This is a genomic window from Micrococcaceae bacterium Sec5.7, from assembly GCA_039636785.1.
GTDB lineage: Bacteria > Actinomycetota > Actinomycetes > Actinomycetales > Micrococcaceae > Arthrobacter.
In genome coordinates this window covers 1790940-1803802 of record CP144169.1, presented here as the reverse complement: position 1 = coordinate 1803802, position 12863 = coordinate 1790940, and the positions used below count along the sequence as shown (strand labels likewise).

The following is a 12863-nucleotide window of genomic DNA, read 5'->3' as shown; positions in this document are numbered from 1 at the left end:
AGGCGCATGGTAATCCTCGTCGGCCTGGTCCGGGTCAGCACCGACAAACAGAACACCGCCCGGCAGCGCGATGCTTTGGAACCGATCTGCTGGAAAGTCTTCGAGGAGAGGGCAAGTGGCAAACTGGCCACCAAGGACCGGCCGGTCCTGTTGGAGGCAATCTCGCACGTGCCTCCGGGAGGGATGCTCGCCGTTCACGAAGTCGACCGACTCGGGCGCAACCTCCTCGAAGGCCTCATTGTCCTGAATGACCTCTTCCAACGTGGCATCGCCGTCAAAGTCCTCGCCGGGATCGCCGCCGGCGAACACTCGCAGCGTTCCTTCATCCTCGACATCGCCCTGGCCCTATCAGAAGACCGCCGCCGCGACATCTCAGCCAAAACCAAGAACGGCCTAGAAGCCGCGCGCCGCAACGGTCGGGTCGGAGGTCGACGCCCCGTCGTCGAGGACGACAAACGAGCCGCAATCCTCGCCCGACGCGAACGCGGAGAGTCCATCCGAACCATCGCCGCCGACCTCGGCATATCCATCGGCGTCGTCCACAAAACTCTCACCCAGACAGCCCATCCACCCAAGCCGACAAACTGATCAAGATCAAGCACGAACGGCTAAACGTGATTGACCGTTCCATTGCGGCTCAGCCCCCCACGCCTACCCGCCCGGGCCGAAGGAGCCCGGCCATATGACAGCGGAACAGAAAACAGTGGAGCAGCAAACGGCGGCGGACGCCCCTGCCGCCGATGTGGGAACGGCTTCAGACTTTGCGCGAGCGGACACTTAAGGCCCGCTCCGGCCACGTCCCCGGGCACCCTTCAGACTTTGCGCGAACGGACACTTGAGGCCCCGTTTATCCGGGCCTCAAGTGTCCGTTCGCGCTGTCCCACCACGCGAGCACGCGCGTGGCGTAGACCGTGAGCCACTTGGACGGCTCGCCGGGCGGCACGTCGACGTGGAACCACACCCTCCCGGGATGGCGACGCTCCTGCAGCCACGTGCCGTCGGGGCGGCGGGCGGCGCGTATCGCCTCGATCGCGTCGGCAAGCCGCGGATCAGGCGCCGCACCCTCGTGGAGCGCCGCGGCCCGGAAGTAGTCGGCCGCGTTGAGGATGCTGTAGTGCCAACGGAACGGGTACGCGAAGCGCGTCACCCACGGTCCGACGAGATCGCCGGTTGACAGGGTGCGGAGCAGCCGACGTTGGAGCAGGTACTCCTCGCCGGCTCGACGGGCTGCCCGCAGCACATCGCTGCCGCCGGTCGCGGCTTCGTAGTACAACAGGCCCCTGAGGGAGTTGAGCGTGGAATGGAACGACGAGCGCGTGGAGCCCTCTACCCACTCGCAGTTCCAGCCGCCGTCGGGCAAGCGGTGGTCCACGAACCATTGGGCGATTCCGGAGACATCCGCCCCGAGCCAGGCGCCGTTCGCGAGCGTGTAGGCGTTGATGCAGCAGTCCACCTCGCCACCCCAGTACGGCAGGTCGCCATACTCCCAGCGGCTGTTCGCGTCGAGCAGGTGGGCGGTGCCGACGAGGGCGGCTGCATCGAGGCCCCAGTCACGGACTGTATTGAGCGTCCACGTCGTCGCGGTCCACGGCTGCCCCGCCCCCTCGGCCGCCTCGGGGCCGCGGACGTCGAAATCGCTCGGGAAGAACGCCCCGCCCGCCCACTGGCCGTCGGGATCCTGCAGCGCGAGCAGCCGCGCCCCGAACCCTTCCGTAGCGATGCGGGCACGGGTGGCGCCCCACACCTCACGCGGGCAGCCCGCCAGGTCGCGCTCCACCTGCCAGCGCAGCGCCGCGTCGGCGTCACGCAACCAGTCGAGCAGGGCGGGGTCCAGGGCCATCGTCGACAGGCTACACTATTCCACGCGGAGATCAGCGTCCCGGGCGCACCGACGCTTGGTAGCTGCGAAGTACTACGCCTGCAGCACCGGGCTCGGCGACATTTCCGCTGCCTGGCGCAGCGCCTCAATCATGCTGCCCACCTCGACGATGCCGTTGCCTGCGATGTCGAAGGCCGTGCGGTGGTCCACGGAGGTGCGGATCACGGGCAGGCCCACGGTGATGTTGACGCCGGCCTCGATGCCCAGGACCTTGACGGGTCGCACGTGCCTCCGGGAGGGATGCTCGCCGTTCACGAAGTCGACCGACTCGGGCGCAACCTCCTCGAAGGCCTCATTGTCCTGAATGACCTCTTCCAACGTGGCATCGCCGTCAAAGTCCTCGCCGGGATCGCCGCCGGCGAACACTCGCAGCGTTCCTTCATCCTCGACATCGCCCTGGCCCTATCAGAAGACCGCCGCCGCGACATCTCAGTCAAAACCAAGAACGGCCTAGAAGCCGCGCGCCGCAACGGTCGGGTCGGAGGTCGACGCCCAGTCGTCGAGGACGACAAACGAGCCGCAATCCTCGCCCGACGCGAACGCGGAGAGTCCATCCGAACCATCGCCGCCGACCTCGGCATATCCATCGGCGTCGTCCACAAAACTCTCACCCAGACAGCCCATCCACCCAAGCCGACAAACTGATCAAGATCAAGCACGAACGGCTAAACGTGATTGACCGTTCCATTGCGGCTCAGCCCCCATGTACTACCGGGAGTGCGTGGACTTCGCGCTGTGGCGGGTGAACCAGCAGATGGGTTCCACCAGCGCGCCCTTCAAGTTGCTCAACGGCACGTTCCGCCCAGACGGGCAGCGGCTGGGGTCTGCAGTGACGTGGAAGAGCGGATGGGACGCCAAAGGCTGGCCCACAGGTTCCGTTCCTCGTGTCGGTGCGGTCGTTTGGTACGCCCCCGGCGCCGGAGGAGCAGACCCGAACTTTGGTCACGTCGCCGTGGTCAAAGAAGTCAAAGACGACGGGACCTATGTCGAAGAGGGCTACAACGGCAACCCGCCCCCGGATGACCACAACTACTACACCAGGACAGTCAGCAGCAACGTCCCCTCCGCGTTCCTGTACCTGCCCACTCAAGAGGAGAAGAAGTGAAAAATCCCTTGGCCCTGCTCGCCGTGGCCCTGCTCTGCGTTTCATGCGCACCAGCAGCGAACACCACACCGGCACCGGCAGAATCAGCAAGCAAAACCCCGACAGCGTCCGCGCCCGTCTCACTGAGCGCCAACAGCGGGCCACAGGCGCCCGGGGGAAGAGTCCCGGCCACCACCGGCATCACTTGGGATCAGGCCAGCAAGGACAAAGCCGTGGAAGTCGCTGAGAAGGCAATGGCCGACTTCGCCCGCCCCACCGTGGAGGAAAAGCAATGGGCCAACGATCTAGCCCGCTGGCTGACACCGCAGGCAACCGCTGACTACTCGGCGGTGGACCCGGCCAACATCCCGACCAACCGCGTCACCGGGCCGGCCAAGCTGACCGTCGATGAAGCCAACGGCTACGGCGTCACGGCAGCGGTCCCCACCAATGCCGGGACCTACACGCTGCAGCTGCTTCGCACGGGCCAGGACGCCCCGTGGAAGGTCAACCGTCTCACACCACCATCGTCCTAAGCGCCTCATCTCTCCATCTCTCACACGTAAAGGAAGAAGTTCATGGGTACTACACCAACCGAGGTCATGGCCTTTCCAAAGATCAGTGCCATCGTCCGCGACAACGGGACCGCCGAGGTCGTCGTCGCGGGTAACTCCCGCATCGTTCCGACCGGGGAATCCCTGCAGGATCTTCGCAACAATGCCTTGGCCCTGGTTGTGGGCGAGGCGCAGACACTGCAGCGCCCCGTCAGGGTCCAGATCGAGGATCCCGAAGGGCACGGTGAACTGATCGTGCACCCGGACAACAAGATTGAATCCGTCTCCTATGAGCCCCGTCCCGCCCGTCGCCGGGCAGAAGCTCCGGAAACCACTCCCGAGACCGTAGCTCCGACCATGATTGATACCGTCCCCGTTCGTGCACCTGAGCCAGTAGCCACCCCGTCAGAGCCCGCAGCAGTCCCGGCCGTTGCGGCGGCGGTGGACCGGCAGCCATGGCCGCCCAGCCCTGTCGCATCCGCTACCACACCGGTGCCGGCTACCCCTGAAGAACCGCAGCCGGTGGCTGTCGCTGAGGAAGCGGCGCCGACCCGGCGCAGCTTGAAGGAAACCTCGTTCCTGGTCAGCGCGCCGGTCTTGGAACCGGCCACGCAGGGCTGGCGGGGAACGCTCACGCGACTCGGATTCCGGATGGACCCCTCAGGCGAAGAACTCTCCGAGCGGGAGGACATTCGCACGGTCAGCCAGCATTGGCCCGGTCCCCGCACGGTCGCTGTCGTGAACCGGAAGGGCGGGGCCAACAAGACCCCCACGGTGGTGATGCTTTCGGCGGTCCTGGCCCGCTACAGCGGCGCGGCCACCGTCGCGTGGGACAACAACGAGTCGCAGGGAACGTTGGGGTGGCGGACAGAAAAGGGCGTCCATAACCGCAGCGTTCTGGACCTGATTGATTCCTCACAGTCCTTGCTCTCCCCATCCACCAGCGCCGCCGAAATCGCCAAGTTCGTCCACCACCAGACCGGAGACAAGTTCGACGTCCTGCGCTCGGACGAGAACGAAGAAGGCGACCACGAAGTCACTGCTGAGGAAGTCGATATCGCTCATCAGGTCCTCACCCGCTACTACCGGCTGGTGATCATGGATTCGGGCAACACCGCCCGGGCAGCGAACTGGCGCAGGATGATTGACCACACCAATCAGCTCGTCGTGCCCGTGACGGCTATCGAGGACCGCGCAGAAGCCGCCCGGCTGACGCTGCAGACCCTGGAATCCCGTGGTGGCCACGACGCCGCACTGGCACGCAACGCGGTCGTCATCGTCTCCGAATCCACCGACGCCAAGCGGAGCATGACCGGAGAGGCCCTCAAAAGGGCCAAAGCTGAGGCACAGCGGATCGCGGACGGCTTTGAGCCGTTCGTCCGGGCAGTTGTCCGGATCCCCTACGATCCGGCCCTGGTCAACGGCCCCATCCGCTATGAAGCCCTTCAGCCCGCCACGCAGCGGGCATGGCTGGCCGCAGCGGCCGCCGTCGCTGGCGGCTTCTAAAACGCCCACCAACGGACTTCGAAAGGAGGAACCATGCAACAATCTCTGAACCCCTGGATCACCAGCCCAGCCGCCGACACTGCGGCAGAGGAAGCACCGGACACGCACGTGCCACCAGCGGCCGTGATCAGTGCCCCGCTGCGGGGAATGGTTGAACCGGACGCAGCAGACCGCCTGGGCCGCCGCACCATGTCAGGTTCTGCAGCGCTGTGGATTACCGGAGCCCACGGGGGAGCCGGCGAGAGCAGAATCGCTGAACTCCTCGACGGGGCCCGCATCACGGATCACTGCTGGCCCATCCTGCAGGACGGAACCAAGCCACGGGTACTACTGGTCTGCCGGGCAGACATGCGCGGCCTCACAGCCGCCAGGAGCGCACTGACTCAGTGGGCATCAGATGCTGCACCGGAGCTTGATCTGCTCGGCCTCGCTGTCCTTGCAGACGCACCAGGGAAGACTCCCAAAGCGCTCCGTGACTTCGCCGCGATCGTCGGCGGGGGAGCGCCCCGACTCTGGACTCTGCCCTGGGTAGAGGCCTGGCGGCACGGAGATTCCACGACCCCGCCGGCCCGCGAGTACCAACGCTTCATCACCGACGTAGCCGCTTTGGCTACCGCCACCACTCCAAGCACCAGCAACTGAAAGGCCTCACCATGAACTCCTTCTCCGCACTTGCAGCAAGCGTCATCCCCAACCCCACCCCGACTGTCCCACCACAGGCCGGCGGCCTGCTTACGATCCTGAACTGGGCGTCCGGTATTGGCCTGGTCCTGGGAGTCCTGGGAGTCATCATCGTCGGTATCAAGCTGGTCATCTCGCTCCAGCGCGGCGAGGGTGGCCAGACCCTCGCCAGTCTCGGCTGGGTCCTGATGGGCTGCATCATCATCACCGGCGCCTCCGGCATCGTCCGCGCCTTCGTCTAAACCAGCATCAACAACGGGAGGTTCACCATGAGCCAGTCAACAGAGAGCACCACCGAAAGCAATCCGTTCACCAAGCCCGGTTTCATCATTGCTGCCGCGCTGGTGGTCGCGCTGATCGCAGCAACCTTCGTCATCTTCCTGTTCCCCAAAGGACAGGGAAACGCGCAGCCGGCCCCGGCCCCATCAGAGTCCAGCAACTCGGCCACAGCCAGCCCCAGCGCTTCAGCTGGGGCTGGCGAGAGCGTCTGCGGGCTCCCTAGTAGTAAGGAAACCGCACTTGGAACCGCGCCTAAGTCCAAGTGGGACCTGCTCGGAACCATGGCTGTCCCATCGGATCCGTCAACGGTCGGTCCTGGAAAGGTAGGCACGGATGGTCTGAGGTCGTGCTTCGCCCAGTCCCCGACGGGAGCGCTTTACGCGACGGCAAACATCTGGGCGTCGTCGTTCAATGGCTATGCAAAACAGGTCTACCTGGAGCTTGCCGCTGACAGCCCCTCGCGGGACAAAGCTGTACAGGCCATAAACGCAGGGAAGGACGTCGGTGGAGGGACCTCACCGAAGGTTCAGATCGCCGGTTTCATCATCCATTCGTACACTCCCGAAACCGCAGTCGTTGAGCTTGCCCTCAAGAGCGCAGATGGCGGATACGGCGCTCTGTCGACGTCACTGCTGTGGGAGGACGGTGATTGGAAACTGGACATCCCGCCCGCTGGCGGAGGCGCAGTTCGCCAGATCAGTGACCTGAGTTCGTTTATCCCCTTGGCTGGCATCTGACATGGCAGAAAAGGAATGCGAAGTCTGGGACGTGGCCTGCTGGGGCTCACAGGGTGCCAGCAATGTTGCAGCGGGGATCGCAGATGACGCAATCAACAATCTTGCAAAAGCCATCATGGAGGGCATGAGCCAGATGGTAACAACACTGTCCACTTTCTGGGTTTCTATGCCTACCGTGAACCTGGCCAGCGAGGACGGAACAACCGCAAGTCCCGTGGTTACTGCGGTCAATAACGAACTGATGCCCTGGACGCTGGCGCTAGCGGTCCTCGCTGTCATCCTTGGGGGCATCAGAATGGTCTGGGAACAACGCGGGGCACCGCTAAAGGACCTGCTCCGTTCGCTGCTCACGCTCACCCTGGTCACGGGCTTGGGCCTCGGTGTCATCTCAATTCTGGTTATCGCCGCCGACGCCTTCTCTGTCGCCATCATCGACCGCTCTACGGATGGCAAGGGATTCGCAGAGTCAATGAAGATCCTCGTCATGACCAACCAGACCGGCGTCGGAGTATTTATCCTCATCGTCCTGGGCTTGATTGGCCTGATCGCCTCCCTCGTCCAGGTAGTGCTGATGGTAGTGCGCAGCGGCATGTTGGTGATCCTGGCAGGCATCCTGCCCACCACGGCCGCGTTCACCAACACGGAGATGGGGAGGCAGTGGTTCCAGAAAGCTGTCGGCTGGACAATTGCCTTCATCCTCTACAAGCCAGCGGCGGCCATCGTGTACTCCGTCGCGTTCCTTCTCATGGGCAAAAACACTGGGCAAGACGCATTGATCGGTTCCATTACTGGTTTCACGTTGATGGTCGTTGCTTTGTTCGCACTCCCGGCGTTGATGCGGTTTGTGACGCCGATGGTCGGAGCCGTTGCTTCCGGCAGCGGCGCAGGGGCAGGTGCGGCGGTTGGGGCCATGGCCACAGGTGCTGTCTCCCTGGGCCGCAGTGGCAGCGGCAAGGGCAATGCCGCACCGACGCCAGCGAGCACGCAGAACAACCAGCCAGGCACATCTCCGAAGGGCAGTGACGGAACACCTGGCCCGAAGGGAAACGGCGGCCAGCCGACGCCAGGGTCAACCGGTCCAGGAAGCCCAGGCGGAGCCACCAGCACCGCAGGAGCAGGGGCCACTGCTGGCACCGCAGGAGCCGGGGTCGCGTCGGGAGCGGCGAAAGCCGCCGGCCCGGCCGGGCTCGCCGTCGCCGCAGGAGTACAAGTAGCGTCCAAGGCCTCTCAGGCCGCACAGCAGACAGCGCAGGATTCAACCGGGGAGGGCCCCAGTGGCAGCAATTAATACCGAATACAAGGAACCGTCCTACGGCAACTGGCGCGTACCGCGCTCAGCCGGACTGGGCAACCTCGGCGCTATCGGCACCGGGATTGTCATGGCCGGATTGTTGATGGGCATCATCAGCTTCGCCATTTGGGGTCTTTTTCCGGGCCTCGCTGTCCTCGCCATGGCCGGAGCCAGCGCCCTCCTGCTGACCGTCAAGGACAAGCACGGCCAGTCCGTCGTCGACCGCTTCGGTACACGGATGAGCTTCCGGCTGTCCAAGTCCTCCGGCACGAATCTCTACCGTTCCGGGCCCCTGGGCGTGACGCAGTGGGGCATGTACCAGCTGCCGGGTCTTGCAGCGAAGTCCACCCTGTACGAGTTCGCTGACTCCTACAAGCGCCCATTCGCGCTGCTGCACGTGCCGACCACCAGCCACTTCACCGTGATCTTCTCCACCGAACCTGACGGAGCCTCGCTGGTGGACCCAGAGCAGGTCGACGCGTGGGTGGCGAACTGGGGCGGCTGGCTCGCCGGGCTTGCGGATGAGGCTGGTTTGGACGCCGCGGCTGTGACGGTGGAGACCGCCCCGGATTCCGGGTACCGGTTGCGGAACGAAGTTGAAATGAACATCGACCCGAACGCGCCGGAATTTGCCCAGGCGATTCTGCGCGAGGTCGTTGACACCTACCCGGAGGGATCGGCCACAGTTCGCGCCTGGGTATCCCTGACATTCACCGCCTCCCTCCGCGCAGGATCGAAAAAGCGCACACCGGAAGATGTAGCCCGCGACCTTGCTTCACGCATCCCCGGCCTGTCGGCACGGCTGCAGTCCACCGGCGCCGGTATAGCCCGTCCAATGTCGGCGCAAGAACTCTGCGAGGTCGTCCGGATCGCCTACGATCCGCCGGCAGCGCTGATCATTGATGAAGCCCACGCCGCCGGGTCCCCGGTGTCCCTGACCTGGGGCGAGGTCGGCCCCACCGCAACACAGGCAAGCTGGGACGACTACCGGCACGACAGCGCATTCTCGGCCTCCTGGACCATGACCGGCGCACCCCGGGGGTCGGTGAACTCCTCGGTCCTGTCCCGGTTGCTGGCCCCGCACGGGGATATTGACCGTAAGCGGATTTCGCTGCTGTACCGCCCGATGGATTCCGCCCGGGCCGCGGCCGTGGTCGAGCGGGACCAGAACAACGCCAACGTCCGCATCACCTCCGGGACCCGGCCCAGTGCCCGCGCCCTGGTCGATGCCCGCTCCGCTGTGCAGACAGCGCAGGAGGAAGCCCAAGGCGCTGGCCTGGTGAACTTCGGGATGGTCGTCACGGCCACCGTGACCGATAAGGAACGGCTCGCAGATGCGGTCGCGGCCATCGAACAGACCTCCGGTACCGCCCGGGTGCTGTTGCGCCGCGCTTACGGCGCGCAGGACACCGCGTTCGCGGCATCCCTGCCGCTGGGGCTGGTCCTGCCCAAGCACAGCATGCTGCCTTCCGAGATAAAGGATGCCCTGTAATGGCCCGCCTGAAGATGTTCACCCGTTCATCCAAGAAAACCGGTGAGCCGGCAACGGCTGCACCCAAGAAGGCTGAGCGGCACCCCCGCGAGGCCGGGCCGCGCTCCCGTGGCTGGCCCGGTCGTGGCGGGGGAATGGCCCAGCTCGTCCCGTCTGTGACTGAGTACCGGGGAACGACAGTCCAGGTCTGCGGGCTCTGGCCGTTCTCCTCCGGTGCGTCCTCTCCCATGATCGGTGTGCCGCTTGGACGCCACGAGGAAACCCAGGCCACGGTCTGCTGTGACCCGATCAGCTGGTTCCAGCGGGCACGGCTCATTTCCAACCCTTCCGCCTTCATCCTGGGCAAGCCCGGCCTGGGGAAGTCCACGCTGGTGCGGCGTATGTTCCTGGGCCTGTCTGCCCAGGGCGTCCACGCCTTGGTCCTGGGGGACCTGAAGGGCGAGCACGTCAAAGCGGTCCAGGCCCTCCTTGGCCAGGTCATCAAGCTCGGCCGTGGCGTGGGGTATCTGAACATTCTCGATCCCGGTCAGGCCGTCGAGGCCGCCCAGCTCTTGGAAGCCCACGGTCACCATGAGGTCGCCACCCGGGTACGGGCCGACGCTCACGGCCGCCGCCTGAACATGGTCGTCTCACTCATCACCATCAGCCGGAACAACCCGCCCACCGATCAGGAACAGACGATCCTGGACCGGGCGCTCCGTGTCCTCGATGACCGGTTCGATGGCATCCCGGTATTGAAGGACCTCTTGGACGTCATTGTCTCCGCACCGGACGAACTGCGCCAAGTAGCACTGGACCGTGGCGACATGGCCGTCTACCTGCAGGAAACGCGGGCACTGGAAGCAACCCTGCTGGGCCTGACCGGCGGCGGGAAGCTCGGCGAAATCTTCTCCCGGCAGACCACCAACCCCATGAAGCGGGACCGCGCCGTCGTCTTCGACGTCTCCACCATTGACGAGACAGAATCCGATCTGCAGGCCGCCATTCTGCTCGCGTGCTGGTCCTACGGATTCGGTACCGTCAACGTCGCCAATGCCCTCGCGGACGCTGGCCTGGAGCCCCGCCGGAACTACTTCGTGGTCCTGGACGAACTGTGGCGGGCGCTGCGCTCCGGTAAAGGCATGGTGGACCGGGTGGACGCCCTGACCCGTTTGAACCGGTCCGTAGGTGTTGGTCAGATCATGATTTCCCACACCATGTCCGACCTGCTGGCACTGCCGGCGGAAGAGGATCGGATGAAGGCCCGCGGATTCGTGGAGCGTTCCGGGATGGTGATCTGCGGCGGCCTCCCGGCCTCTGAGATGCCGTTACTGACCTCGGCCGTTCCGTTGTCCCGACAGGAGCAGCAAAAGCTCATCTCCTGGCAGGACCCGCCCGCGTGGGACTCCCGCGGGCTCGACGTCGAACCTCCCGGACGCGGGAAGTTCCTGATCAAGGTCGGCGGCCGACCCGGGATCCCGGTCCAGGTTGGACTGACCTCCATTGAGCAGGCCGAGGGATTGAACGACACCAACACCCGCTGGCACGCGCCAGCTGAAACGCTTCTGGAACCCGTAGCTCCGAGCTGCCCACCGAAGGAGGAACACCGTGAGCGCACCGAACCGTAAAGGAATGGGCCTCGGGGATGCCCTGCTGGTCTGGTTGGCCATTGGCTTTATCGTCGTCTTTGGCGGCGGGACCTACGCGGCCGCCCACCTGGGCTCCTGGATGGCCGGCATCGACGCGCCCCCCGCCCATCCGATTGATCTGATTGCCGGGCTGGTCAAGGGCCGGGTGCCCTGGCCCATCCAGTCCACGGTGGCCGCGTGCGTCATGGCCGGGCTGATCCTGGTGCTGACCATCGTTGTGCTGGTGGCATGGAGGAAAGGCGCGAGCAAGCGTGCCCGGGTCGATAAGGCCGCGCAGTACCTGGGACGCGGCAAATCCCTCGCCGCGTTCTCCGAGAAGGGCGCAAAAGCCACGGCCGAGCGCCTCGGCGTGAAGGACACTCCGGGCATCGTGGTGGGCAAGGTGGTATCCACCGGCAAGAAGTTCATTCAGTCCTGGGAAGACCTGAGCATCGACATCTGGGGTCCTCGGACAGGTAAGTCGACCTCACGGGTCATGCCCGCGATCCTGGACGCACCTGGTGCTGTGGTGTCCACGTCGAACAAGCGCGACGTGGTGGACGGCACTCGTGGCGTCCGGGTCCTGACCGCTCCTGTGTGGGTGTTTGATCCGCAGAAGATCGCTCAGGAGGAACCGGACTGGTGGTGGAACCCGCTCTCCTATGTCACGGACGAAGAGAAGGCCTACAAACTCACCCAGCACTTCTCGGTCGGTTCGCGCCTTCCGGGGTCCAAGCCGGATGCCTACTTTGACCCGAAGGCCGAAGACATTCTCTCCTCGTACTTCCTCGCGGCCGCGCTGGGGGAGCTGCCCATCACCCAGGTCTACCTGTGGGTGACCGAACAGGTCAGCCAGGAACCCATCGAAATCCTGAAAGAGCACGACTACGAGCTGCAGTACAAGGGCCTGGAGTCCACGCTGAAGCTGGCCGACAAGCAGCGCGACGGCATCTTCGGCACGGCCGAGAAGATGATCCAGTGCCTCAAGAGCAGAAACACACTGCGCTGGGTCGCCCCGGCCCGCGGCCAGTCCGTGACCACGGATCCCCGCCGCCAGTTCAACCCCCACCACTTTGCCGCCTCACAAGAGACCATCTACATTCTCTCCAAGGAAGGGGCCGGCTCAGCCGCCCCACTCACGACGGCACTGACAGTGGCCCTTGCCGAGGCCATGGAAGAACGCGCCGAGCGCAGCGGCGGCCGCCTGCCACTGCCCGCGCTGTTCGCCCTGGACGAATTGGCCAACGTCGTCCGTTGGGCCGGCCTGCCGGACCAGTTCAGCCACTACGGCTCCAAGGGCCTGATCGTGATGGGCATCCTGCAGTCCTGGTCACAGGGCGTTGAACTGTGGGGGGAAGCGAACATGCGGAAAATCTGGTCCGCCGCCAACGTCAAGGTCTACGGCGGCGGCGTCGCCGAAGAAGGCTTCCTCCGCGCACTCTCGGACCTGATCGGGGACTACAGCTACACCAACGTCTCCGTCTCCTCCGGCAAATCAGGGTCCAGCCGCTCCCGCCAGGAAGGGAAAGAGCGCATCTTCGACGTCTCCAACCTCGCGGAACTCGACCGTGGCCGCGCTGTGGTCTTAGCTTCTGGCGCACCTGCCACGCTGGTCCGGACCCTGCCCTGGTACACCGGACCCCACAAGGAAGCTGTAGAGGCGTCCATCAAGACCTACAGCCCCCGCCCTGAGGAACCAGCGGTAGCTGTGCCTTCCGCAGCGGCGTCTAATCCCTGGGTAACGGAGTAGGAG

13 protein-coding genes and 1 pseudogene are annotated in these 12863 nt (G+C 65.0%); 12 read left to right on the top strand and 2 right to left on the bottom strand.

The window, feature by feature from the left end; all coding sequences use genetic code 11:
* Positions 1–6 precede the first annotated feature (6 nt).
* Entirely contained in the window at positions 7–588 is a 582-nt protein-coding gene (locus V3C33_08595) for a recombinase family protein (GenBank protein XAS69292.1), read from the top strand.
* A gap of 259 nt (positions 589–847) precedes the next feature.
* On the opposite strand, the gene V3C33_08590 is transcribed toward V3C33_08595, so the two are convergent.
* Positions 848–1840, bottom strand: a complete 993-nt coding sequence (locus V3C33_08590; protein XAS69291.1) for a squalene cyclase — start codon at positions 1838–1840, stop codon at positions 848–850.
* A gap of 72 nt (positions 1841–1912) precedes the next feature.
* On the bottom strand, positions 1913–2104 hold the full coding sequence (locus V3C33_08585) for a 4-hydroxythreonine-4-phosphate dehydrogenase PdxA (GenBank protein XAS69290.1): 192 nt from the start codon (positions 2102–2104) through the stop codon (positions 1913–1915).
* Positions 2105–2119: 15 nt separating this feature from the next.
* Between V3C33_08585 and V3C33_08580 the strand changes: the two genes are divergently transcribed.
* The 11 genes and pseudogenes from V3C33_08580 to V3C33_08530 all read left to right on the top strand — a co-directional run bounded on the left by V3C33_08580 (position 2120) and on the right by V3C33_08530 (position 12860).
* Positions 2120–2524: a recombinase family protein gene (locus V3C33_08580; GenBank protein XAS69289.1), complete on the top strand. Its 405-nt coding sequence runs from the start codon at positions 2120–2122 to the stop codon at positions 2522–2524.
* 58 nt (positions 2525–2582) lie between these two features.
* Positions 2583–2984 (top strand): annotated as a pseudogene (locus tag V3C33_08575) (CHAP domain-containing protein).
* On the top strand, positions 2981–3499 hold the full coding sequence (locus tag V3C33_08570; GenBank protein ID XAS69288.1) for a hypothetical protein: 519 nt from the start codon (positions 2981–2983) through the stop codon (positions 3497–3499). The pseudogene V3C33_08575 and the gene V3C33_08570 overlap by 4 nt, the downstream one beginning before the upstream one ends.
* 42 nt (positions 3500–3541) lie before the next feature.
* Positions 3542–5023, top strand: coding sequence for a chromosome partitioning protein ParA (locus V3C33_08565; GenBank protein ID XAS69287.1), 1482 nt, complete (start codon positions 3542–3544; stop codon positions 5021–5023).
* 33 nt (positions 5024–5056) lie between these two features.
* Entirely contained in the window at positions 5057–5665 is a 609-nt protein-coding gene (locus tag V3C33_08560) for a DUF6668 family protein (GenBank protein ID XAS69286.1), read from the top strand.
* A gap of 11 nt (positions 5666–5676) precedes the next feature.
* Entirely contained in the window at positions 5677–5946 is a 270-nt protein-coding gene (locus V3C33_08555; GenBank protein XAS69285.1) for a hypothetical protein, read from the top strand.
* Positions 5947–5973: 27 nt separating this feature from the next.
* Positions 5974–6720 carry a hypothetical protein gene (locus V3C33_08550; protein XAS69284.1) on the top strand — a complete coding sequence of 249 codons (747 nt, stop codon included), beginning with the start codon at positions 5974–5976 and terminating at the stop codon, positions 6718–6720.
* Position 6721: 1 nt separating this feature from the next.
* Positions 6722–8008 carry a hypothetical protein gene (locus V3C33_08545; GenBank protein XAS69283.1) on the top strand — a complete coding sequence of 429 codons (1287 nt, stop codon included), beginning with the start codon at positions 6722–6724 and terminating at the stop codon, positions 8006–8008.
* Positions 7995–9503, top strand: a complete 1509-nt coding sequence (locus V3C33_08540) for an SCO6880 family protein (GenBank protein XAS69282.1) — start codon at positions 7995–7997, stop codon at positions 9501–9503. The genes V3C33_08545 and V3C33_08540 overlap by 14 nt, the downstream gene beginning before the upstream one ends.
* Complete coding sequence (locus V3C33_08535) at positions 9503–11110, top strand: DUF87 domain-containing protein (GenBank protein XAS69281.1); 1608 nt, start codon at positions 9503–9505, stop codon at positions 11108–11110. The genes V3C33_08540 and V3C33_08535 overlap by 1 nt, the downstream gene beginning before the upstream one ends.
* Entirely contained in the window at positions 11091–12860 is a 1770-nt protein-coding gene (locus V3C33_08530) for a TraM recognition domain-containing protein (GenBank protein ID XAS69280.1), read from the top strand. The genes V3C33_08535 and V3C33_08530 overlap by 20 nt, the downstream gene beginning before the upstream one ends.
* Positions 12861–12863 lie beyond the last annotated feature (3 nt).

Bases quoted from the DNA above. Each gene is read 5' to 3' on its own strand.
- V3C33_08550 (XAS69284.1), top strand. From the start codon at position 5,974: ATGAGCCAGTCAACAGAGAGCACCACCGAAAGCAATCCGTTCACCAAG.
- V3C33_08555 (XAS69285.1), top strand. From the start codon at position 5,677: ATGAACTCCTTCTCCGCACTTGCAGCAAGCGTCATCCCCAACCCCACC.
- V3C33_08590 (XAS69291.1), bottom strand. From the start codon at position 1,840: ATGGCCCTGGACCCCGCCCTGCTCGACTGGTTGCGTGACGCCGACGCG.
- V3C33_08580 (XAS69289.1), top strand. From the start codon at position 2,120: ATGCTCGCCGTTCACGAAGTCGACCGACTCGGGCGCAACCTCCTCGAA.
- V3C33_08565 (XAS69287.1), top strand. From the start codon at position 3,542: ATGGGTACTACACCAACCGAGGTCATGGCCTTTCCAAAGATCAGTGCC.
- V3C33_08535 (XAS69281.1), top strand. From the start codon at position 9,503: ATGGCCCGCCTGAAGATGTTCACCCGTTCATCCAAGAAAACCGGTGAG.
- V3C33_08545 (XAS69283.1), top strand. From the start codon at position 6,722: ATGGCAGAAAAGGAATGCGAAGTCTGGGACGTGGCCTGCTGGGGCTCA.
- V3C33_08560 (XAS69286.1), top strand. From the start codon at position 5,057: ATGCAACAATCTCTGAACCCCTGGATCACCAGCCCAGCCGCCGACACT.
- V3C33_08595 (XAS69292.1), top strand. From the start codon at position 7: ATGGTAATCCTCGTCGGCCTGGTCCGGGTCAGCACCGACAAACAGAAC.